General features: G+C 71.8%; 18 protein-coding genes and 1 pseudogene. 9 read left to right on the forward strand and 10 right to left on the reverse strand.

The genetic code is table 11. From position 1 onward, the window contains the following. Positions 1 to 64: 64 nt before the first annotated feature. Together ACIQUC_RS09330 and ACIQUC_RS09335 are read left to right on the forward strand one after the other, a co-directional pair. Positions 65 to 1,414, forward strand: coding sequence for an alpha/beta fold hydrolase (locus tag ACIQUC_RS09330; protein WP_402265939.1), 1,350 nt, complete (start codon positions 65 to 67; stop codon positions 1,412 to 1,414). Next, positions 1,411 to 3,000 carry a GMC family oxidoreductase gene (locus ACIQUC_RS09335; protein ID WP_402265942.1) on the forward strand — a complete coding sequence of 530 codons (1,590 nt, stop codon included), beginning with the start codon at positions 1,411 to 1,413 and terminating at the stop codon, positions 2,998 to 3,000. Before ACIQUC_RS09330 ends, ACIQUC_RS09335 begins: the two co-directional genes overlap by 4 nt. A gap of 69 nt (positions 3,001 to 3,069) precedes the next feature. Here ACIQUC_RS09335 and ACIQUC_RS09340 read toward each other — a convergent pair whose 3' ends face one another. From ACIQUC_RS09340 to ACIQUC_RS09365, 6 genes are read right to left on the reverse strand one after another with little or no spacing between them, the layout of a single operon-like run. Then, positions 3,070 to 3,438 carry a hypothetical protein gene (locus tag ACIQUC_RS09340; RefSeq protein WP_022908451.1) on the reverse strand — a complete coding sequence of 123 codons (369 nt, stop codon included), beginning with the start codon at positions 3,436 to 3,438 and terminating at the stop codon, positions 3,070 to 3,072. A 22-nt stretch (positions 3,439 to 3,460) separates the two neighbouring features. Further along, complete coding sequence (locus tag ACIQUC_RS09345) at positions 3,461 to 4,339, reverse strand: ABC transporter permease (protein WP_402265944.1); 879 nt, start codon at positions 4,337 to 4,339, stop codon at positions 3,461 to 3,463. Further along, positions 4,336 to 5,283 (reverse strand): ABC transporter permease, encoded by a 948-nt coding sequence (locus ACIQUC_RS09350; RefSeq protein ID WP_402265947.1) that lies wholly within the window; start codon positions 5,281 to 5,283, stop codon positions 4,336 to 4,338. Before ACIQUC_RS09350 ends, ACIQUC_RS09345 begins: the two co-directional genes overlap by 4 nt. Further along, positions 5,280 to 6,491, reverse strand: a complete 1,212-nt coding sequence (locus tag ACIQUC_RS09355; protein ID WP_402265950.1) for a PotD/PotF family extracellular solute-binding protein — start codon at positions 6,489 to 6,491, stop codon at positions 5,280 to 5,282. The genes ACIQUC_RS09350 and ACIQUC_RS09355 overlap by 4 nt, the downstream gene beginning before the upstream one ends. Further along, positions 6,488 to 7,675 (reverse strand): ABC transporter ATP-binding protein, encoded by a 1,188-nt coding sequence (locus ACIQUC_RS09360; protein WP_402265953.1) that lies wholly within the window; start codon positions 7,673 to 7,675, stop codon positions 6,488 to 6,490. The genes ACIQUC_RS09355 and ACIQUC_RS09360 overlap by 4 nt, the downstream gene beginning before the upstream one ends. A gap of 34 nt (positions 7,676 to 7,709) precedes the next feature. Further along, complete coding sequence (locus ACIQUC_RS09365; protein WP_402265956.1) at positions 7,710 to 9,143, reverse strand: aminobutyraldehyde dehydrogenase; 1,434 nt, start codon at positions 9,141 to 9,143, stop codon at positions 7,710 to 7,712. A gap of 133 nt (positions 9,144 to 9,276) precedes the next feature. On the opposite strand from ACIQUC_RS09365, the gene ACIQUC_RS09370 reads away from it, so the two are divergent. From ACIQUC_RS09370 to ACIQUC_RS09385, 4 genes and pseudogenes are all read left to right on the forward strand, one after another. Further along, positions 9,277 to 9,759 (forward strand): Lrp/AsnC family transcriptional regulator, encoded by a 483-nt coding sequence (locus ACIQUC_RS09370; protein ID WP_022908445.1) that lies wholly within the window; start codon positions 9,277 to 9,279, stop codon positions 9,757 to 9,759. Between the two features lie 95 nt (positions 9,760 to 9,854). Further along, positions 9,855 to 11,186, forward strand: a pseudogene (locus ACIQUC_RS09375) (aspartate aminotransferase family protein). Between the two features lie 2 nt (positions 11,187 to 11,188). After that, on the forward strand, positions 11,189 to 12,553 hold the full coding sequence (locus ACIQUC_RS09380) for an NAD(P)/FAD-dependent oxidoreductase (protein ID WP_402265959.1): 1,365 nt from the start codon (positions 11,189 to 11,191) through the stop codon (positions 12,551 to 12,553). Then, entirely contained in the window at positions 12,553 to 13,881 is a 1,329-nt protein-coding gene (locus ACIQUC_RS09385) for a flavin monoamine oxidase family protein (protein WP_402265962.1), read from the forward strand. The genes ACIQUC_RS09380 and ACIQUC_RS09385 overlap by 1 nt, the downstream gene beginning before the upstream one ends. Before the next feature lie 13 nt (positions 13,882 to 13,894). Here ACIQUC_RS09385 and ACIQUC_RS09390 read toward each other — a convergent pair whose 3' ends face one another. Beyond that, positions 13,895 to 14,341, reverse strand: a complete 447-nt coding sequence (locus ACIQUC_RS09390; protein ID WP_402265965.1) for a hypothetical protein — start codon at positions 14,339 to 14,341, stop codon at positions 13,895 to 13,897. 136 nt (positions 14,342 to 14,477) lie between these two features. Here ACIQUC_RS09390 and ACIQUC_RS09395 point away from each other — a divergent pair, with 136 nt between their 5' ends. Both ACIQUC_RS09395 and ACIQUC_RS09400 read left to right on the forward strand, forming a co-directional pair. Further along, on the forward strand, positions 14,478 to 15,578 hold the full coding sequence (locus ACIQUC_RS09395; protein WP_022908440.1) for a VanZ family protein: 1,101 nt from the start codon (positions 14,478 to 14,480) through the stop codon (positions 15,576 to 15,578). Positions 15,579 to 15,636: 58 nt separating this feature from the next. Continuing rightward, the gene (locus tag ACIQUC_RS09400) at positions 15,637 to 16,293 is read left to right on the forward strand and encodes a DUF1345 domain-containing protein (protein WP_031263233.1); all 657 of its coding nucleotides are present in this window, start codon (positions 15,637 to 15,639) and stop codon (positions 16,291 to 16,293) included. Here ACIQUC_RS09400 and ACIQUC_RS09405 read toward each other — a convergent pair. Then, the gene (locus tag ACIQUC_RS09405) at positions 16,286 to 17,218 is read right to left on the reverse strand and encodes an SDR family oxidoreductase (protein ID WP_402265970.1); all 933 of its coding nucleotides are present in this window, start codon (positions 17,216 to 17,218) and stop codon (positions 16,286 to 16,288) included. The genes ACIQUC_RS09400 and ACIQUC_RS09405 overlap by 8 nt on opposite strands. A 127-nt stretch (positions 17,219 to 17,345) precedes the next feature. Here ACIQUC_RS09405 and ACIQUC_RS09410 point away from each other — a divergent pair, with 127 nt between their 5' ends. After that, positions 17,346 to 18,188, forward strand: a complete 843-nt coding sequence (locus ACIQUC_RS09410; RefSeq protein WP_402265972.1) for a helix-turn-helix transcriptional regulator — start codon at positions 17,346 to 17,348, stop codon at positions 18,186 to 18,188. A 12-nt stretch (positions 18,189 to 18,200) separates the two neighbouring features. On the opposite strand, the gene ACIQUC_RS09415 is transcribed toward ACIQUC_RS09410, so the two are convergent. Both ACIQUC_RS09415 and ACIQUC_RS09420 read right to left on the reverse strand, forming a co-directional pair. Beyond that, entirely contained in the window at positions 18,201 to 19,019 is an 819-nt protein-coding gene (locus tag ACIQUC_RS09415; RefSeq protein WP_402265974.1) for an SDR family oxidoreductase, read from the reverse strand. Next, positions 19,016 to 19,678: a PLDc N-terminal domain-containing protein gene (locus ACIQUC_RS09420; protein ID WP_402265977.1), complete on the reverse strand. Its 663-nt coding sequence runs from the start codon at positions 19,676 to 19,678 to the stop codon at positions 19,016 to 19,018. The genes ACIQUC_RS09415 and ACIQUC_RS09420 overlap by 4 nt, the downstream gene beginning before the upstream one ends. Positions 19,679 to 19,746: the final 68 nt, after the last annotated feature.

Consider the following 19,746-nt stretch of genomic DNA (forward strand, 5'->3'; position numbering starts at 1 on the left):
AAACAAAGACTCCCGGGGTACACCCCGCTGGGAGCGCTGCTGGCGGGGCACGTAGGAACGAAGGATGCCCACCACCGTGTTCTGCCTGCACGCCCTCGGCTCGAGTTCCGAGGAGTACGCGGGGCTGCGCGCCCGCCTCGCCGGGACGCTCGACCTGGTCGGGATCGACCTGCCCGGGTTCGGGACGAGCACCGCGGCCACCGGGACGACCGTCGAGGAGATGGTCGTCCTCGTCGAGCGGGCGATCGGCCGGAGCGGTGCCACCGACTGGGCGCTGATCGGGCACTCGATGGGCGGGAAGGTCGCCTCCGTCGTGGCTGCGCGCACCGTGGACGGCAGCAACGGCCTGTTCGGCCTGCGTGCCGTGGTGCTGCTCGCCGCGTCGCCGCTCTCCCCCGAACCGATGGACGACGAGCGTCGGCAGTCCATGCTCGACTGGGCGTCCGACGGCGAGATCGGACCCGACGAGGCCGAGGCCTTCGTCGACGCCAACACCGCGTCCCGCCTGGCGCCGGAACCGCACACCATCGCCGTGCACGACGTGCAGCGCGCCGTTCCGCAGGCCTGGACCGACTGGCTCGTCCGCGGCAGCCGCGAGGACTGGTCGACCGTCTTCCCGCCGAACCCGGTCCCCGCCCTCGTGCTCGCCGGCGCCGAGGACGGCGACCTCGGGCCGGACGCCCAGCGCGACCTGAACCTGCCGCACTGGACCGCGGGCGAGTTCGACACCGTCCCCGGGGCGGCACACCTGCTGCCGTGGGAGCAGCCCGACGCCGTCGCCGACCGCATCCGCGACTTCTGGCGCCGCCGGGTCGACCACGGTCCCGTCGTCCCGGAAGGCACCGCGCGCGTGATCGCCTCGCCCCGGGTCAGCGCCCGCACCCGCGGCATCCTCGCCGTCCGCGCGCTGCCCGACGCCCCGGACCGCGAACCGCGTGCCCTCACCCGCGAGCAGCTCGACACGCTCCGGGCTCTGGCGCGTGTCGTCGTGCCGCAGCCCGGCGGCCGCCCGGTCGACCTCGCGCTGCGCGTCGACGACCAGCTCGCCGATGGGCTCGGGGACGGCTGGCGACCGGACGGCCTGCCCGCCGACGTCGACGCGTACCGGGCCGGGCTCGACGCGCTCCGGAGCGAGACCGCGCACGGCGACGAGCACCTCGCCGAGGTCGTCGACGCCGTCGCGGCGGGCGAGTACACGCCCACCGCCGGGTCGCTCGACGGTCCGCAGCTCCGTGCGTGGCTCGAGGACGCCAGCGTCGACCTCGCCAAGCAGTGGATGGCGCACCCGGCGACGATGGCCGCGATCGACTACGACGGCTTCGCCAACGGTGGCGACGGTCTGCGCAAACAGGGCTTCCTGCTCCTCGGGGCCGGCGAGCGCGAAGCATGGGAACCGACGGGAGCCGGACGATGAGACTCGACCACCAGCGCCACCACAGCGAGGACGAGGTCGTCGACGTGGTCGTCGTCGGCACGGGAGCGGGCGGTGCGCCCCTGCTGGCGACCCTCGCACGACGCGGACTCAGTGTCGTCGCGCTCGAGGCCGGCCCGAACACCGAGCCGGACGACCACACGCCCGACGAGGTCGAGGCACCCGGTGACATCAACTGGATGGACGAGCGCATCAGCGGTGGCAGCGCCCCGACCGCCTTCGGCCCGAACAACAGCGGCACCGGCGTCGGCGGGTCGACCCTGCACTGGGGCGCGTTCACGCCGCGGCCGAACCAGCACGACATCCGGCTCCGCACCGACTCCGGGCAGGGCGAGGACTGGCCGATCGACCACGCCGAGCTCACCCGCTGGATCGAGCAGGCCGAGCACGACGTCGGCGTCGCCGGACCCGCGCACTACCCGTGGGACCCGGAGCGCCGCTACCGCATGGGTCCGCCGCCGCGGAACGCCTCGTCGGACATGATGATCCGGGGAGCCGCCGCGGTGGGCATCACCGCCACCGACGCCCCCGTCGGCCTGACCACCGAGGACCGGCACCAGGAGCACCACGGCCTGCGCCAGGCCTGCGTGTCCTGCGGTTCGTGCCACCAGGGCTGCCGGAACGGGGCGAAGGTGTCGATGGACACCACGTACCTGCCCGCCGCCGTCGCGTTCGGGGCGGAGATCCGCGCCGAGGCCTTCGTGCACGGCATCGAGCTCGACGCCCGCGGCCGGGTCGAGGCCGTCGTCTACCGCCAGGGCGGGCGGGACCACCGGCAGCGTTGCCGCACGCTCGTCCTCGCCGCGGGCGGCATCGAGACGCCGCGGCTGCTGCTGCACACCGGTCTCGCGAACAGCAGCGGTCAGGTGGGCCGGAACTTCACCGCGCACGGCGCCACCCAGGTGTGGGCGACGTTCGACGAGTCGATGCGCTCCTACCGTGGCTACCCGTCGTCGATCATCACCGAGGACTTCATCCGCCCCGACGACGCGGACTTCGCCGGCGGCTACCTCATCCAGAGCCTCGGCGCGCAGCCGCTGACGTTGGCCACGAGCCTCGTGCGCGGCGGCGGGCTCCGGGGCGCAGCGCTCGTCCGTGCCCTGCAGGACTACCCGCGGATGGCCGGCGTCGGCATCAACGCCGAGTGCCTGCCGTACGACGACAACCGGCTCGTGCTCGCCGACGAGGTGGACGCGAACGGGGTGCCGAAGGCCCGCGTCACGTTCTCGCCCGGGTCGAACGAGGAGGCCATCACCCGGCACGCCGTCCGCACCATGACCGCGATCGTCGAGGCCGCTGGTGGCACGGACGTCCGGGTGCTCGACCGGACCGCGCACACCGTCGGGACCGCGCGCATGGGCACCGACGCCGGCAGCTCGGTCGTCGACGCCGCCGGCCGGTCGTGGGACGTGCCGAACCTGTGGATCGTGGACAACTCGGTGTTCCCGAGCTCCCTCATCGCGAACCCGGCGCTGACGATCATGGCGCTGTCGCTCCGCACCGCCGACCGGCTGCTCCGCGACGACGCATCCGCCGACCGTGAGCAGGCCGCGACAGCCGTCGCCTGACGCGGATCACGCAGGACGGGAGGCGCGGTGCGGGCTGGCACCGCGCCTCCCGTTTGCCGTCGGTGACGGTCAGTCGTCGGCGGGTGCCCGATCCCGGGGCGGCACGACGACGGGATCCGACCGGCGTGCACGCATGCGCGCGCGTCGGTCGACGTCGAGGCCGTCCTCCGGAGGGTCGTTCGCGTCCGAGCCCACGAGCCAGGTGAGCCCGCGCAGCCCGCGCCGGTCGTCGGAGACGAGTGCGATCGACCAGAGCGCGCCCTCGTGCTCGGCGGCGCGGCGCTGGGCCCAGTCGACGGCCTGCAGGACGTCGGCCTCGAGCAGGTCGGTCGTCTCGGTCGCGAACACCTCGCCTTCGGGGCGCTGGACGTACACGCGGAAGCGCGGGCGCGGGTCCTCCCACGTGCTGTCGCGCTCGTCGACCTCGATGACGTCCATCCCCCGAGCCTACGAGTCCGGGTCAGCCGCGGGTGCGCGCCAACCGCCGGTTCAGCGCTCCGTTCAGCAGCGCCACGAGCAGCCCCACCGCGAACACGAGCGTGCCGAAGCAGAGCACCTGCGGCGGCATGCCGGCCTTGGCGGCGCCGTACACGAACAGCGGGAACGTGACCGAGGGCCCGGCGACGAACGAGGTGATCACGTAGTCGTCGATCGACATCGCGAGCGCGAGGAGTCCCGCGGCGAGCATGCCCGGGGCGAGCAGCGGCAGGGTCACGAGCCGGAACGCCTGGAACGGCGTCGCCCCGAGGTCCCCGGCAGCCTCCTCGAGCGCCCGCGAGGTGCCGGCGATCCGCGCCCGGAGGACCACGACGACGTAGGCGACGTCGAACGCCACGTGCGTGAGCAGGATCGTCAGGAACCCGGTGCCGAGCCCGACCGACAGGAAGAACGACAGCGACGCGGACCCGACGACGATCGACGGCGCCGCGATGTCCGCGAACACGACGGCGTTGACGGCACCGCGCCCGGGGAACCGGTAGCGCTCGAGCGCCAGGGCCAGCGGCAGACCGATCGCGACCGAGATGATCGCGGCGAGGAACGCGATGACGACCGAGGTGACGAACGCCTGTCCGAGCCCCGAGACGTTCACGAGGTTCGCGTACCAGTACGTCGTGAACCCGTTCCAGGCGAACGACAGCCGGTTCGTCGGGGCGTCGTTGAACGAGTACACGATCATGTAGACGATCGGCACGAGGGTGATCGCGATGGTCACCCAGTAGACGATCGCCAGCCACGGCCCGCGGCGGTTCACCCCGTGCCGGCGCGGACGGCCGGTGACGGCGCCGGTCGCGGGCGAGGTCGGGGCGGCGGACGGACGGGACGGTGCGACGGCGGTCATACGAGGTCCTCGAGGTCGTCGGTGCCGGAGACGCGGGCGTAGATGAACAGGATGATGCCGAGCACGACCATCAGGGCGGTCGAGAGCGCCGCGGCGACGTTGTACTGCTGGTTGCCGGAGTAGGCGTCCTGGATCGCCTGCCCGATCGTGTACGTGTTCGTGCCGCCGAGGAGCGCCGAGTTCACCGGGTCGCCCACGCTGTCGATGAAGACGAGCAGGACCCCGGCGAAGATGCCCGAGCGGGACAGGGGCAGCGTGGTGTGCCAGAACGCCCGGACCTTGCCCGCGTACAGGTCGTTGGCGGCTTCGCCGAGCCGCGGGTCGATGCGTTCGAGCGCGGCGTAGATCGGCAGCACCATGAACGCCAGGTCGTTGTAGGCGTCACCGAAGACCACCGCGCCGCCGGTGCCGAGGATGTGGAAGTCCTTGCCCGCCAGACCGATCGCCTGCAGCGTCGTGACGACGGGCCCCTGGGACGCGAGGACGAACGCCCACATGTCGGTCCGGATGACGAACGACACGAGGAAGCTGACGAACACGAGCATGAGCAGCGGGTTCTTCCACCGCGGGGACACCCGGAACGCGATGAAGTACGCCACCGGGTACCCGACGATGATGGTGACGACGGTGGCGGCCGCGCCGTACCAGAGCGACCGGCCGAGGAACGTCAGGTACGGCACCTGCGGGTCGATGAACAGCGCGCCGTAGACCCCCCAGTTCCACGTGAACGTGTAGCCGTCGTCCGGGTTGCCCGACATGAGCGAGACGACGAGGCCCGACACGAGCGGGATGACGAAGAACACCGCCAGGTAGGCGGCGCCGACGACGGCGAGCAGGAACGGCACCCGCAGCCGGCGACCGCGCCGGACGGTCGACGGATCCGGTCCGGCCCCGCGACCGGCGGTCCCGGCCGTGCCGACGGCGACCGTGCCCGACGCGCTCACGACTGCACCACCGCGTTGAAGACACCGTTCCACTCCGAGTACTCGTCGTAGTTCTCGAACACTCGGAACTCGTGCGACTTGTCGAGCACCTCGGACGACGGGAAGACGAGCGGGCTGTCGGCCACCGTGGCGTCGTCCAGCTCGTCCCGTACGTAGTCCTCCGCGGCGGGGACCGGGCAGACGTAGTTGACGTAGTCCTCGACGATGCCGGCGATCTTCGGCGTGTAGTAGAAGTCCATCCACTCCAGGGCAGACACCGGGTTCGCCGCCTGCCGGGGGATCATGAGGTTGTCGTGCCACATCATCTGGCCTTCATCGGGCGTGACGAACCGCAGGTGCTCGAACCCGGACTGCTGCGCCTGGAACACGTCGCCCGACCACGCCTGGGTGATCCAGGTGTCACCGTTCTCGAGCTTGTTGATGTAGCTCTGGTCGTAGAAGCCGGTCACGCTCGGGCGGAGCTTCCGCAGCCACTCCTGCGCCGTCCGCCAGTCGGCCGGGGTCGACGTCTCGGGGGCGATCCCGTTCGCGAGGAGCCCGAGGGACCCGAGCTCGGTGTTGTCGCTCATGAGTCCCACGCGGCCCCGGAACGCCGGGGCGAGCAGGTCCTGGAAGGACGTGATCTCGCGGTCGATGTACTTCGGGTTGTAGGCGAGGCCGGTGAACCCGGTCTGCCACACGACCGAGTGCTCGTTCCCGGGGTCGTAGGTCGGGTCCTTGACCGAGTCGCCGGCGTACTTCGCGAAGTTCGGCAACCGCGAGTGGTCGAGCTCGCACACGAACCCGTTCTTGATCATCTGGGTCAGCTCGAAGCCGTTCGTCATCACGACGAGGTCGTACCCGGTCGCTCCCTGCGCCCGGAGGATCGGCGACACCGTCGCGTAGAACGTCGCGTTGTCCTGGATCACGGCCTGGTAGTCGACCGTGATCCCGGTGGCCTCCTCGAAGAGCTGGATCGACTCGGACTTGCCGTGGTCGGAGTCGATGTAGAGCGGCCAGTTCGCGAAGTTGAGCTGCTTCGTGGCCGTCGCGTCGGCCCAGAACCGCTTCCAGTCCACGGGGTGTTCGGCGAGCGAGGCGGCGGAGCCCTTGATGCTGCACCCGGCCAGCAGCGCGGCGACCGCGGCGGCCCCGCCGCCGGCGAGGAAGCCGCGTCGGCTGACACGGGCGGACGTCAGTCCGCGCACGAGGTCCGGGCGCGTGCTCACGCGCCCACCCCCGCGGTGGCGGGTGCGGACTGGAGGCGCGGGTCGGCTCCGGCGGTGACGGTCGCGTCGGAGGCGGGGTGCGCCTCCAGGCCGAACCCGTGGTCGACGCCCCACGTGAGCCAGACCTCGGTGCCGGTGGCGATCCGGGGCCCGCCCTTCGAGTTCTGCGCGAAGACCGAGACGCGCCCCGCGCCGGGGACGTCGACGAGGTACTGGGTGCTGACCCCCGAGAACGAGACGTCGACCACCCGTCCGGGCCCGAGGATGTTGCGTCCGGCCTCGGGGGTGGGCTCCGCGGTGCGGATCTTGAGCTTCTCGGGCCGGACGCCGACGACCACGCGACCGGTCGTCGCGACGGCACGGTCCGCCGGGACGGCGATCGAGCCGGACGCGGTGGCGACGACCAGGAGCCCGCCGTCGGTCCCGCGGACCTCGCCCTCGAGCAGGTTCGACTGTCCGAGGAAGTTCGCGACGAACGCCGTGCGGGGCAGCTCGTAGAGGTCCTGCGGGCTCCCCATCTGCTCGATCCGACCCCCGTTCATGACGGCGACCGTGTCGGCCATCGTCATCGCCTCTTCCTGGTCGTGCGTGACGTGCAGGAAGGTGAGGCCCACCTCGGCCTGGATCGTCTTCAGCTCGAGCTGCATCTGGTGCCGGAGCTTGAGGTCGAGCGCACCGAGCGGCTCGTCGAGCAGCAGGAGCGCCGGACGGTTCACGATCGCGCGGGCCAGTGCGACGCGCTGCTGCATGCCGCCGGACAGCTGCGACGGACGCTTCGAGGCCGACGCGTCGAGCTCGACGAGGTGCAGGGCCTCGCGCGCCTTGGTCATCGGGTCCGGGATCCGCCGGCGCTTCAACCCGAAGGCGACGTTCTCGAGCACGCTCATGTGCGGGAAGAGCGCGTAGTTCTGGAACACCGTGTTGACCGGGCGCTGGTACGGCTTCGTGTCGGTGACGTCCCGCCCACCGATCGTGATCGTGCCGCTCGTGGGCTCCTCGAGCCCGGCGACCAGGCGCAGGGTCGTCGTCTTGCCGCAGCCCGAGGGGCCGAGCAGTGCGAAGAACGAACCGGCCGGGACGGTCAGGTCGAGCGCGTCGACCGCGGTGTGGCCGGGGAAGGACTTGGTGATCCGGTCGAGCCGGAGATCGGCTCCCGATTCGGCGAACGTGCCGGTCATTGCCATGGTGCCTCCTGCTGCTCGGGGTCGGGGGTCGTGTTCAGCCGATGTAGGACATGACGTGCTTGATGCGGGTGTAGTCGTCGAACCCGTACTGGGACAGGTCCTTGCCGTAGCCGGAGTGCTTGAAGCCGCCGTGCGGCATCTCGGCGACGATCGGGATGTGCGTGTTGATCCACACGCACCCGAAGTCGAGGTCACGGGCGAAGCGCATCGCCCGCGCGTGGTCGGTCGTCCACACCGAGCTCGCGAGGCCGTACTCGACCCCGTTCGCCCAGGCGAGCGCCTGCTCGTCGGTCGAGAAGCGCTGCACCGTCTGCACCGGACCGAAGATCTCCTGCTGCACGGCCCGGTCGTCCTGCCGGAGTCCGGAGACGATCGTCGCCTCGTGGAAGTAGCCGGTGTCACCCAGCCGGCTGCCGCCGAGCTCGATCGTCGCGTGGTCGGGGAGCGTGTCGACGAACGACCGGACCTGGGCGAGCTGGTTCGCGTTGTTCACCGGGCCGAAGGCACCGGACGGCCCCGTCTGCGCGTGGGTCCGCGCCCGTTCGGCCAGCGCCGCGACGAACTCGTCGTGGATGCCGTCCTGCACGAGCAAGCGCGTGGCGGCGGTGCAGTCCTGCCCGGCGTTGAAGAACCCGGCGGCGACGATGCCGGCGACGGCGGACGGGATGTCGGCGTCGTCGAAGACGATCACCGGTGCCTTGCCGCCGAGCTCGAGGTGCGTGCGCTTGAGGTCGCCGGCGGCGGCGCGGGCGACCTCCATGCCGGCGCGGACGGAGCCGGTGATGGAGACGAGCTGCGGCGTGGGGTGGTCGATCATCGCGGCGCCGGTGGTGCGGTCCCCGACGACGACGTTGAGGACACCGGCCGGCAGGAACTCGGCGGCGACCTCGGCGAGGAGCAGGGTGGACAGCGGCGTCGTGTCACTCGGCTTGAGCACGGTGGTGCAGCCCGCGGCGAGCGCCGGTGCGACCTTCCACACCGCCATGTTGAGCGGGTAGTTCCACGGGGTGACCTGGGCGACGACACCGACGGGCTCGCGCCGGACGAACGACGTGTGGTCGGCCAGGTACTCGCCGGCGCTCCGCCCCTCGAGGTTCCGGGCCGCGCCGGCGAAGAACCGGATCTGGTCGACGGACAGCAGGATCTCGTCCTCGACGAGGGTGGCGCGGGGCTTGCCGGTGTCGAGCGACTCGAGGTCGGCGAACTCCTCGGCACGCTGCTCCATCGCGTCGGCGATGCGGAACAGGGCGAGCTGCCGTTCCCCGGGGGTCGTGCGGCGCCAGGAGTCGAACGCCGTGCTCGCCGCCGTGAACGCGGCGTCGACGTCCGCGGTGCCGGACACCGGGGATGTGCCGTAGGACCGCTCGTTCGTCGGGTCGATCAGCTCGAACGTCGTCTCGGCCCGGACCGGGGTGGACGCACCCCCGATGAAGTTCCGGACCTCGGCCGTCCTCGTGGTCTCCAGCATGGCGGCGATACTGGCACGGAACGGGGCCGTTCGGAAGAAGATTCCGCAGGTTGTGGTGAACCGTAACAACGGAAATCGTCGCGAAACATCGTGTTCACAACGAAATCCCTTGCGCAGTGGAGTGGCCGCTGCCATGCTGTCCGGCATGGCGGCAGCACCACGACGTCCGGGACCGATCGACGACACCTCGAAACGGATCATCGAACAACTCCAGGCGGACGGGCGCCGTCCGTACGGCGAGATCGGCAAGGCGGTCGGTCTCAGCGAGGCGGCGGTCCGGCAGCGTGTGCAGAAGCTCACCGAGACCGGCGTCATGCAGATCGTCGCGGTCACGGACCCCCTGCAACTGGGCTTCCACCGCCAGGCGATGATCGGCATCCGGGTCAGCGGCGACACCCGAACCGTCGCCGATGCACTCGAACGGCTCCCGGCGGTCGACTACCTCGTCATGACCGCCGGGAGCTTCGACCTCATGGTCGAGGTCGTCTGCGAGGACGACGACGACCTGATCGAGCTCCTGAACGGCACGATCCGGGCGATCCCCGGTGTCGCCGGCACCGAGACCTTCGTCTACCTGCAACTCCGCAAACAGCTCTACGACTGGGGAACGCGATGACCATCTCCGAACCACGTGCCCGACTGGGCTCCTACGACCCGTTCGCCCCGGTGGACGACGCCGCGCTGCAGCAGAAGTCGCGCGACCACCTCTGGATGCACTTCGCCCGACACGGCGCGAACCAGGCCGGCGCCGACGTGCCGATCATGGTCCGCGGCGAGGGGCACCACGTCTACGACAGCCACGGCAAGGAGTACATCGACGGGCTGTCCGGCCTGTTCGTCGTCGCCGCCGGGCACGGTCGGAAGCGCCTGGCGGAGATGGCCGCCAAGCAGGCCGAGACGCTGTCGTTCTTCCCGATCTGGTAGTACGCGCACCCCGCGGCGATCGAGCTCGCCGACCGCCTGGCCGACCACGCTCCCGGCGACCTCAACAAGGTGTTCTTCTCGACCGGCGGCGGCGAGGCCGTCGAGACCGCGTTCAAGCTCGCGAAGTACTACTGGAAGCTCCGCGGCAAGCCGATGAAGCACAAGGTGATCTCCCGAGCGGTGGCGTACCACGGCACCCCGCAGGGCGCCCTCGCGATCACCGGCATCCCGGCGATGAAGCAGATGTTCGAACCCCTGGCACCCGGCGGCTTCCGCGTGCCGAACACGAACTACTACCGCGCCGCCGAGATGGGCTTCGCCGGCGAGAGCGAGGAGGAGTTCGGCTTCTGGGCGGCCGAGCGCATCCGCGAGATGATCGAGTTCGAGGGCCCCGACACCGTCGCCGCGGTCTTCCTCGAGCCGGTCCAGAACTCCGGTGGCTGCTTCACCCCGCCGCCCGGGTACTTCCAGCGGGTCCGCGAGATCTGCGACGAGTACGACGTGCTGCTCGTCTCCGACGAGGTGATCTGCGCGTTCGGCCGGATCGGCACCATGTTCGCGTGTGACACCTACGGCTTCGTCCCGGACATGATCACGTGCGCGAAGGCGATGACCTCGGGGTACTCCCCCATCGGCGCGACGATCATCAGCGACAAGCTCTTCGAGCCGTTCGCCTCGGGTGACACGACCTTCTACCACGGCTACACGTTCGGCGGGCACCCCGTCTCGGCCGCCGTCGCGATGGAGAACCTCGACATCTTCGAGGAGGAGGGACTGCTCCAGAACGTGCAGCAGAACGCCCCGCTCTTCAAGGCCGAGCTCGACACGCTGCGAGACCTGCCCATCGTCGGGGACGTCCGCGGTGACGGGTACTTCTACGGCATCGAGCTCGTGAAGGACAAGGCCACCAAGACGACGTTCGACGACGCCGAGTCCGAGCGCCTGCTGCGCGGGTTCCTGTCGAAGGCGCTCTTCGACGCGGGGCTGTACTGCCGCGCCGACGACCGCGGCGACCCCGTCGTGCAGCTCGCACCGCCGCTGACCATCGGCCAGCCGGAGTTCCGCGAGATGACGTCGATCCTGCGGAGCGTCCTGTCCGAGGCCTGGACGAAGATCTGACCGTGACCGGCTACCGGGGCGTCTCGTTCTGGCTCGACGCGCTCGTCACGAGCGGCCGCGACGACCTGACGCCCCGGCTGCCGCTCGACGGCGACACCACCGCGGACGTCTGCATCGTCGGCGGTGGACTGACGGGTCTCTGGACCGCGTGGTACCTGCACCAGGCCGACCCGCGCCTCCAGATCGTCGTCGTGGAACGGGAGATCGCCGGGTTCGGTGCGTCCGGCCGCAACGGCGGCTGGTGCTCGGCGCTGTTCCCGCGATCCGCCGACGCGATCGCACGCGAGCACGGCCGCGACGCGGCGCTCGCCCTGCGTCGGGCGATGCGCGACACCGTCGACGAGGTCGGACGCGCAGCGGCCGAGGCCGAGATCGACTGCGACTACGTCAAGGGCGGCACCGTCCTCTACGCGCGATCCGCCGTGCAGGAGCGCGCGGCTCGCGACGAGGTCGCCTCATCGGCCGCGTGGGGCGACGACATGACGTACCGCGACGCACGCCCCGGCGACGCGGCCGGATCGGCCGGCGTCGCGTGGACCCCGGACTGCGCGCGGGTGCAGCCCGCAGCGCTCGTGCGTGGCCTGGCAGCCGCACTGGAGGCGCGGGGCGTCCGGATCGCGGAGCACACGCCCGCCTCGTCCTGGGACCGGGGCCGCGTGGTCACCTCGCGCGGGACCGTGACGGCGGGCGCCGTCGTGATCGCCGTCGAGGGCTACGGCGCGCAGCTCGCCCAGACGAAGCGGCGGATCCTGCCGCTGTACTCGCTCATGATCGCGACGGCGCCGCTGCCCGCGGCGGTGTGGGACCGTGTCGGGCTCGAGCACGGCCAGACCTTCTCGGACCACCGGCACCTGCTCGTCTACGGGCAGCGGACCGCCGACGACCGCCTGGCGTTCGGCGGCCGCGGCGCCCGCTACCACTGGGGATCGTCCATCACCCCCGGGTACGACCGGATCCCGCGGGTGTTCGAGCACCTGCGGCGGTCCCTGGTGGAGCTGTTCCCCGCCGTCCGGGACGCACCCGTCACGCACACGTGGGGCGGACCGCTCGGCGTCCCCCGCGACTGGTGCGCGTCCGTGACCTGGGACGGCCACGTCGGCACCGCCGGCGGCTACGTCGGCGACGGCCTGTCGACGACGAACCTGGCAGGTCGGACGCTCGCCGACCTCGTGCGCGGCGTCGACTCGTCGCTGACCGCGCTGCCGTGGGTGAACCACCGCTCGCCCGACTGGGAACCCGAGCCGCTCCGGTTCCTCGGCGCGAACGCCGGACTCGTGGTGACCGACCTCGCCGACCGCGAGGAAGCACTGACCGGCCGGCCGAGCCTCGCGGCGCGGCTGATGGCGCCCCTGACCGGAGGACACTGATGGACGCTGACGTGATCGTCGTGGGGGCCGGGGTCTCCGGGCTCGCCGCCGCCCGGGCACTCGCGCAGGGCGGGCACGGCGTCGTCGTGCTCGAAGCCCGCGACCGCATCGGCGGCCGCACCTGGACGGACGACGCCCTCGGCGTGCCGGTCGACCTCGGCGCGTCCTGGATCCACGGCGTCGAGGGCAACCCGCTCTGGGCGCTGGCACCGGCGTTCGGGATCGAGACCGTCGAGTTCACGGTCGGCAGCTTCCAGTTCGACGGCCGCCCGATCGGATGGCACGCCCCGTCCGGCCGGCGGCTGACGGACGCCGAGGCCGCGGCGTTCGTCGCCGACCTGCACGCCCTCGACGCCGCCCTGCCGGCCGTGGTCGAGCACGCGCCGCCACCGTCCACCTATGCCGTCGCGGTGAACACGGTGCTGCGCGACCTGCGGATCGAGGGCGACCGGGCGGCTCGGGTCCGCGAGTACACGGCACACCGGTCCGAGGACCTCTGCGGTGCGCCGGTCACGGTCCTCGACGCGCACGGGCTCGACGAGGAACACGTCCCCGGCGACGAGGTCGTGTTCCCGGCCGGGTACGCCCAGTACGCGCACGCCCTCGCCGACGGGCTCGACGTCCGGCGTTCGTCGGTCGTCATGGCCGTCCGGCAGTCCGCCGACGGCACCGTCGTCGAACTCGCCGACGGCACGACCCTGTCCGCCGCGCACGTCGTGGTCACCGCGCCGCTCGGCGTGCTGCAGGCCGGCGCGATCACCTTCGAGCCGCCACTCGACCCCGCCGTCCTCGACGCGATGGGCCGGCTCGGCATGGGCGTCTACGACAAGGTGTTCCTGCGCTTCCCCGAGCGCTTCTGGGGCGACGACTGGGTCGTGCGGCAGCAGGGCCCGGCGGGGGTGGACTGGCACTCCTGGTACGACATGTCCCGGGTGAGCGGGCAACCCGTGCTCGCGGCACTCGTCGGCGGGGCAGGTGCTCGGCGGATCGAGTCGCTGCCGGACGCCCTGGTCGTCGACGAGGCAGTCGAGGCGCTCCGTCGGATGTTCGGGGCCGCGGTACCGGAACCGGACGCCGTGCGGATCACCCGGTGGGCGGCGGACCCCTTCGCGCGCGGGTCGTACTCGTACCTGCACGTCGGGGCGTCCCCGGACGACCACGACCTGCTCGGGACGCCGTCCGGGCGGGTGCAGCTCGCCGGCGAGGCCACGTGGGGCGACGACCCCGCGACCGTGCACGGCGCACTGCTGTCCGGCCTACGGGCGGCGGGGAACCTGCTCGGGCACGAGGTGACGCCCGCGTCGTTGGCGGAGCCGCTGCCCGGCTGATCCGGAACCGCGGTCAGTCGAAGGCCGGGGTGGCCACCCGGCACCGGACCACGCCACCCGGTCGGACGGACGTCTCGCGCGCGATCTCTCGCTTCCCGTCGAGCAGGATCCGGCACGTCGCCGTCGCGCCCGCGCCCGGGGTGGCCCGCACGGACGCGCGCTGCTCGGCGAGGACGATCGTGTCGTGCGACCAGCGCGACCCGTCGCCGTCTCCGGCACCGGTCTCCTCGGAGCCGAGCCGGTGTACCTCCGGCACGTCGCCGCGGCGCTCGGCGCCTTCGACGCGCACGTCGGAGAGCTCGGCTCCGCTCGGCCGGTCGACACTGACCTCGTAGGTCACGGCCCAGGCGTCGCCGGTCTGCCGCTGCACGACGCTGCAGCCGGTGGCGAGGACGGCGACGGACCCGGCCACGGCGGCGGCGGCGAGGAGACGGACGACGGGACGTTGCTGTTCGGACATGGCACCAGCCTGCGCAGCCGGGTCCCGGCGGTCGTCCCCCGCTGGGTGCGACGTCGTGCGACGACCGGTCGATCCCGGGTCCGTCGAGCGGTTGACATCCGCTCCGGGCGCCCAGGCGGTCGGTACCGTCGAACGCATGGGAAGCGTGCTGCCGGGCGTGATCGCCTTCGTCGTCGGGATCGTCCTCGCCGTGGCGGCCCTCGTGCCGTGGACGGCGTGGGAGTACCGCCGTCACGGGCAGCTCGGCTTCCGACGCTCGCTCGTCGCGTTCGGCACGCTCGTCTACGCCCTCGCCCTCGTGACCTACACGCTGCTCCCGCTGCCCGACGACGTCGCCACGATGTGCCGGAACGCGGCCTCGCCGCAGCTGACACCGTTCGCGTTCCTCGGGGACGTCGCGAAGGAGGGCGGGATCTCCGGACCCCGCTCGTTCCTGTCCAACCCGGCGTCCGCGCAGGTGCTGTTCAACGTGCTGCTGTTCGTGCCCCTCGGCGCACTCGCCCGTCACGCCGTCGCCCGGACACGGGTGTCCACCGGTCTGCTCGTCGGCCTCGGTGCCGGCTTCGTGGTCTCCCTGCTCATCGAGACGACCCAGCTCACCGGCGACTGGTTCCTGTACCCGTGCGCGTACCGCCTGTTCGACGTCGACGACCTGCTCGCGAACACGACCGGCGCCGTCCTCGGCACCCTCCTCGCGCCGCTCGTCGGACTGCTGGCCGGCTCCGGCCGCACCACCGACGCCGAGGCGCCCCGGCCGGTGACCGCCGCACGCCGGTTCTCGGGCATGCTCGCGGACGTCCTGGCGATCTGGCTGCTGTCCGGCACGCTCAGCGTCGGGACGGCCCTGGCGTGGGCGCTCACCGGACGCGACGACCAGGACCCGGTGCTCGGCACGCTCGTCACCGTCGGTGCCCTGGTGGCCCCCGCGCTGCAGCTCGCGATCGTGCTCGCGACGGGTCGGACCCTCGGCGAGCACGTCGTGCGTCTCCGACCGACACCCACACCGGGGGCCGGGAGGCGCGTGGTGCGCTGGGCGCTCGGCTCCGGCGGGTGGGCGGCCCTGCTCGCCGTCGACGTCCCGTTCTCCGGGTTCCTCGCGTTCGTGCTCGCCGTCACGTCGGTCGTCGCGGTCTGGGCGACCCGCGGTCGGCGCGGGTTCGCGCTCGCGGTGGTCCGGGCGGACGTCGAGGACGACCGGGTGCCGGCACGCGGACCGGTCGCCGTGCACGCCGACTGAGCAGGTCCACACCGCGTTCTCCGCGGCTGCGGTCCTCGGCGGTGCCACACTGGCGACCGTGAGCACGACGACGCGGACGACACCCGAGCACGAGCACCGCGCACCGGTCGCCGTCGCCGTGCTGGTGAACCTCGCGCTCAGCCTGTTCCTGCCGGACGAGGTGCTGTTCTTCCCGTCCTGGGTCGTCCCGCTCCTCGGGGTCCTGCTCCTCACCCCGCTCATCGTGTTCAACCCGCGGCGGCTCAGCCGCGAGACCACGTGGTCGCGATGGCTGTCCACCGGTCTCGCGGTCCTGCTGACCGTCGCGAACCAGCTGACGGTCGTGCGGACCCTCGACGAACTGCTGCACGGGCATCCCGACGGCGGCGCGGTGCTGCTCACGGCGCTGCAGGTCTGGGTGAGCAGCATCATCGCCTTCGGGCTCGTGTACTGGGAGCTCGACCGCGGTGGCCCCGTGGCCCGACGACGGCCGGACCTGTGGACGAGGGACCGCGCCGACTTCCAGTTCCCGCAGGAGACCGACCCGACCTCCGCCGGCTGGCGACCGGTGTACCTCGACTACCTCTACGTCGCGCTGACGAACATGATGGCGTTCAGCCCGACGGACACCATGCCGCTGACGGTCCGGGCGAAGATGATCATGGCCTACCAGTCGATCGGGGGGTTCATCCTGCTCGCGCTCGTCATCTCGCGCGCCGTCAACATCATCAGCTGACCGCACTCCCGACGAGCATTTCCGACACGTCCCAGAGGCGAGCGGCGTCGTCAACGCGGAGCAGGGGTGCCCACGGCGTGCGTCGGCCCGCCGGTCCGCCGAGCTGCCCGAGTCCGGTCGGACCGACGAACCCGCCGTCGAGGTCCGCGTCGGTCGCCGCGAGCAGGGCCGGCTCCGCCGCCGATGCCGGTGTCCCGACGAGGAGCCCGCGCGCCGACAGCCAGCGGATCAGCCGGACGGCCACGGTGTCACCAGAGCGTCCGATCTCCGGGCGCGCGGCGAGCAGGCTCGTCGGTGCGACGCCGGGGTGGCTGACCGCACTCGTGATCCCCCACCCACCGGCCCGGCTCCTCCGACCGAGCTCGAGGGCGAACAGCGCGCACGCGAGCTTCGACTGCCCGTACGCCCGCGCGACGTCGTAGTCCCGCTCGGACTGCAGGTCGTCCCACCGGATCGAGGCCCGCTGCGCCGCCACGCTCGACTGCATCACGACGCGGCCGTTCGCGGCACGGAGCAGGGGGAGGAGGCCACCGACGAGCGCGACGTGCCCGAGGTGATTGGTGCCGAACTGCAGCTCGAAGCCGTCCCGGGTGGTCTGCCGCTCCGGTGGGTTCATCACGCCGGCGTTCCCCACGACGACGTCGATCGGCGTGCCCTCGGACCGCAGCCGCTCCCCGAGCGTCGCGACCGACTCGAGCGAGGACAGGTCGAGGTCCTCGAGCACCACCGTGGCTCCCGGGTGCCGCGCGGTGATCCGGTCGACGGCGGCCGAGCCCTTCTCGCGGTTCCGCACCGGGACGACGACCTCGGCACCCGCGCCGGCGAAGCGCGCGGCGATCTCGAGTCCGATGCCGTCGCTCGCTCCGGTCACGAGGACCCGGCGTCCGCCGAGGTCCGGGAGGGTCAGTCGTTCGTTCCGTGCCATGGTCCGCCTCTTCCGTCGTCGTGAGCACCCGATCCGGCACCCGAGACGATCGTTGCCGCGTCCTCCACACGCAACCACGGCCTGACGATCCGTGGCTGCGGTCGACGCCCCGGGAGAGGATGGGCGCATGATCGACCGAGCGTCCCTCGCGGACTTCCTCCGGAGCCGTCGGACGGCCCTGCAGCCCGAGGACGTCGGCCTCCCCCGGGGGCAGCGCCGTCGCACGAGCGGGCTGCGGCGCGAAGAGGCGGCGCTGCTGAGCAACATGTCCGTCGACTACTACGCGCGGCTGGAACGGGAGCGCGGTCCGCAGCCCTCCGACCAGATGCTCGCGTCGATCGCGCAGGGCCTGCGCCTCACGATCGCGGAGCGCGACCACCTCTTCCGCCTCGCCGGCCATGAACCACCGACGGCCGCGTCCGGCGGCGACCACGTCAGTCCCGGCATGATGCGCATCTTCGACCGGCTCGCCGACAGTCCGGCCGAGATCGTCACCGAGCTGGGCGAGACCCTCCGACAGACACCCCTCGCCGCTCAGCTCACGGGTGACGCCAGCGGTCGGCGCGGCGATGACCGCAGCATCGGGTACCGGTGGTTCGCCGACCCGGCGTCCCGCGACGTCCACCCGGTCGAGGACCACCCCTTCCTGTCCCGGATGTACGCCTCGGGTCTCCGCACCGTCATCGCTCGCCGCGGTCCCGACTCCCGGGCCGCACACCTGGCCGAACGGCTCCTCGCGACGAGCGAGGAGTTCCGCGCGGTCTGGGCGCGCCACGAGGTCGGCATCCGCCCACGTGACGTGAAGGCCTACCGCCACCCGGAGGTCGGGCTGCTCACCCTGCAGTGCCAGGTCCTGCAGGACCCGGACAGCTCGCAGAACCTGCTCGTGTACACCGCCGAACCCGGCAGCGAGACCGCCGAGCGACTCCGGTTGCTCGCCGTCGTCAGCTCGGCGGTCGGGCACCCCTGACCGTTCGGTCCGTCAGGCGCCGTGGGCCTCCTCGGCCACCGGCTGCCACTCGCGCCAGGTCGCCAGACGCGACTCGTAGTCCCGCTCCGCGATGCCGAGCGGCGCCTTGCCGAAGAAGACCCGCAGCGGCGGCTCCTCGGCGTCGACGACCTTCAGGATCGCGGACCGCGTGGCCTCGGGCTTCCCGGGGTCCGCGGCGGACGGACGCTTCGACGCGGCCTCCCGGACGTCGGCGTACGCCGCGATCTCCTCGCTGTGCTTCGAGGACGGACCGGACCAGTCCGTCGAGAACCCGCCGGGCTCGACGAGCGTGACGTGGATGCCGAAGCCCGCGACCTCCTGCGACAGCGACTGCGACAGGCCCTCGAGCGCCCACTTCGACGCGTGGTACGCACCGACCGTCGGGAACGCACTGATCCCGCCGATGCTCGACACCTGGATGATGTGCCCGGAACCCTGCTCGCGCATGATCGGCAGCGCCGCCTGGGTGACCCAGAGCGCGCCGAACAGGTTCGTCTCGAGCTGCGCGCGCACCTCGTCCTCGGTGAGCTCCTCGACCATGCCGAAGTGGCCGTAGCCGGCGTTGTTGACGACGACGTCGAGGGAACCGAAGTGCTCGGCGGCACGCTGGACCGCTGCGACGTCCGCCTCGCGGTCGGTCACGTCGAGCTGCACGGCCAGGAAGGTGTCCGGGTACTGGTCGACGAGCGCCTGCACGTCCTCGGGGTTGCGGGCCGTCCCGGCGACGGAGTCCCCGCGCTCGAGTGCCGCTTCCGTCCACTCGCGACCGAAGCCCTTGGACGCGCCGGTGATGAACCAGGTCGTGCTCATGTGTCCTCCTGTTGTCTGACCGGATCAGCCAACGCCGGGAGTTCTGGAGTCACCTCGACACCCGGGGGACGCGCGCGCCGACCGGACAGCGGCGACCACGTCAGCCGATGGACAGGTCGATCGCCAGGAGCCCGAGCAGGAAGACCACGACGATCGACACGAGCCCGACGGCCGGGGTCCACACGCGCCGCCTGAGCGTGGGCGGCCCCTCGGCGCCGAGGGTCCACGTGGTGATCGCGATCGCGAGCGACAGGATGGGGACGGCGATCAGCGCGGTCCCCCCCGACGCCGTCCGCGCACACCGTGTGGTCCGACGTGCACGACGCGTACGCCGTCTGGCCGATCAGCATCCCGAAGAACGTCGAGAACGCCGCGAACACCTCGAGGAACACGAGGAACACGAACGCGACCCCCAGTGCCCGTCCACCGCGGCGGCGGATGCCCTGGGTCACGATCGGGTCCAGCTGCGTCGCGTACCAGGCGATCACGCCGAGGAACGGTGCGACGAACACCGCGATCATCCACCCGACCTTGCCCTCGTTCGACAGGCCCGGGTCACGGAGGATCGACCGGACCGCAGCCACCCACAGGCACACCAGTGCGACGAGCACGGCTACGAGGGAGAGGGAGGCTCCGGGCCCCATCAGGTTGTCGAGCATGCCGTGATGCTCCCAGGACGGCGACGGCGCGGACAGCTCCTCTTGGCGTGACACACACGCCGAACGAC

The sequence above is a fragment of the Curtobacterium sp. NPDC098951 genome (assembly GCF_044759965.1).
Classification (GTDB): domain Bacteria; phylum Actinomycetota; class Actinomycetes; order Actinomycetales; family Microbacteriaceae; genus Curtobacterium.

Bases quoted from the DNA above. Each gene is read 5' to 3' on its own strand.
- ACIQUC_RS09395 (WP_022908440.1), top strand. From the start codon at position 14,478: ATGGGAAGCGTGCTGCCGGGCGTGATCGCCTTCGTCGTCGGGATCGTC.
- ACIQUC_RS09335 (WP_402265942.1), top strand. From the start codon at position 1,411: ATGAGACTCGACCACCAGCGCCACCACAGCGAGGACGAGGTCGTCGAC.
- ACIQUC_RS09345 (WP_402265944.1), bottom strand. From the start codon at position 4,339: ATGACCGCCGTCGCACCGTCCCGTCCGTCCGCCGCCCCGACCTCGCCC.
- ACIQUC_RS09330 (WP_402265939.1), top strand. From the start codon at position 65: ATGCCCACCACCGTGTTCTGCCTGCACGCCCTCGGCTCGAGTTCCGAG.
- ACIQUC_RS09360 (WP_402265953.1), bottom strand. From the start codon at position 7,675: ATGGCAATGACCGGCACGTTCGCCGAATCGGGAGCCGATCTCCGGCTC.
- ACIQUC_RS09365 (WP_402265956.1), bottom strand. From the start codon at position 9,143: ATGCTGGAGACCACGAGGACGGCCGAGGTCCGGAACTTCATCGGGGGT.
- ACIQUC_RS09420 (WP_402265977.1), bottom strand. From the start codon at position 19,678: ATGCTCGACAACCTGATGGGGCCCGGAGCCTCCCTCTCCCTCGTAGCC.
- ACIQUC_RS09340 (WP_022908451.1), bottom strand. From the start codon at position 3,438: ATGGACGTCATCGAGGTCGACGAGCGCGACAGCACGTGGGAGGACCCG.
- ACIQUC_RS09405 (WP_402265970.1), bottom strand. From the start codon at position 17,218: ATGGCACGGAACGAACGACTGACCCTCCCGGACCTCGGCGGACGCCGG.
- ACIQUC_RS09410 (WP_402265972.1), top strand. From the start codon at position 17,346: ATGATCGACCGAGCGTCCCTCGCGGACTTCCTCCGGAGCCGTCGGACG.
- ACIQUC_RS09390 (WP_402265965.1), bottom strand. From the start codon at position 14,341: ATGTCCGAACAGCAACGTCCCGTCGTCCGTCTCCTCGCCGCCGCCGCC.
- ACIQUC_RS09370 (WP_022908445.1), top strand. From the start codon at position 9,277: ATGCTGTCCGGCATGGCGGCAGCACCACGACGTCCGGGACCGATCGAC.
- ACIQUC_RS09415 (WP_402265974.1), bottom strand. From the start codon at position 19,019: ATGAGCACGACCTGGTTCATCACCGGCGCGTCCAAGGGCTTCGGTCGC.
- ACIQUC_RS09385 (WP_402265962.1), top strand. From the start codon at position 12,553: ATGGACGCTGACGTGATCGTCGTGGGGGCCGGGGTCTCCGGGCTCGCC.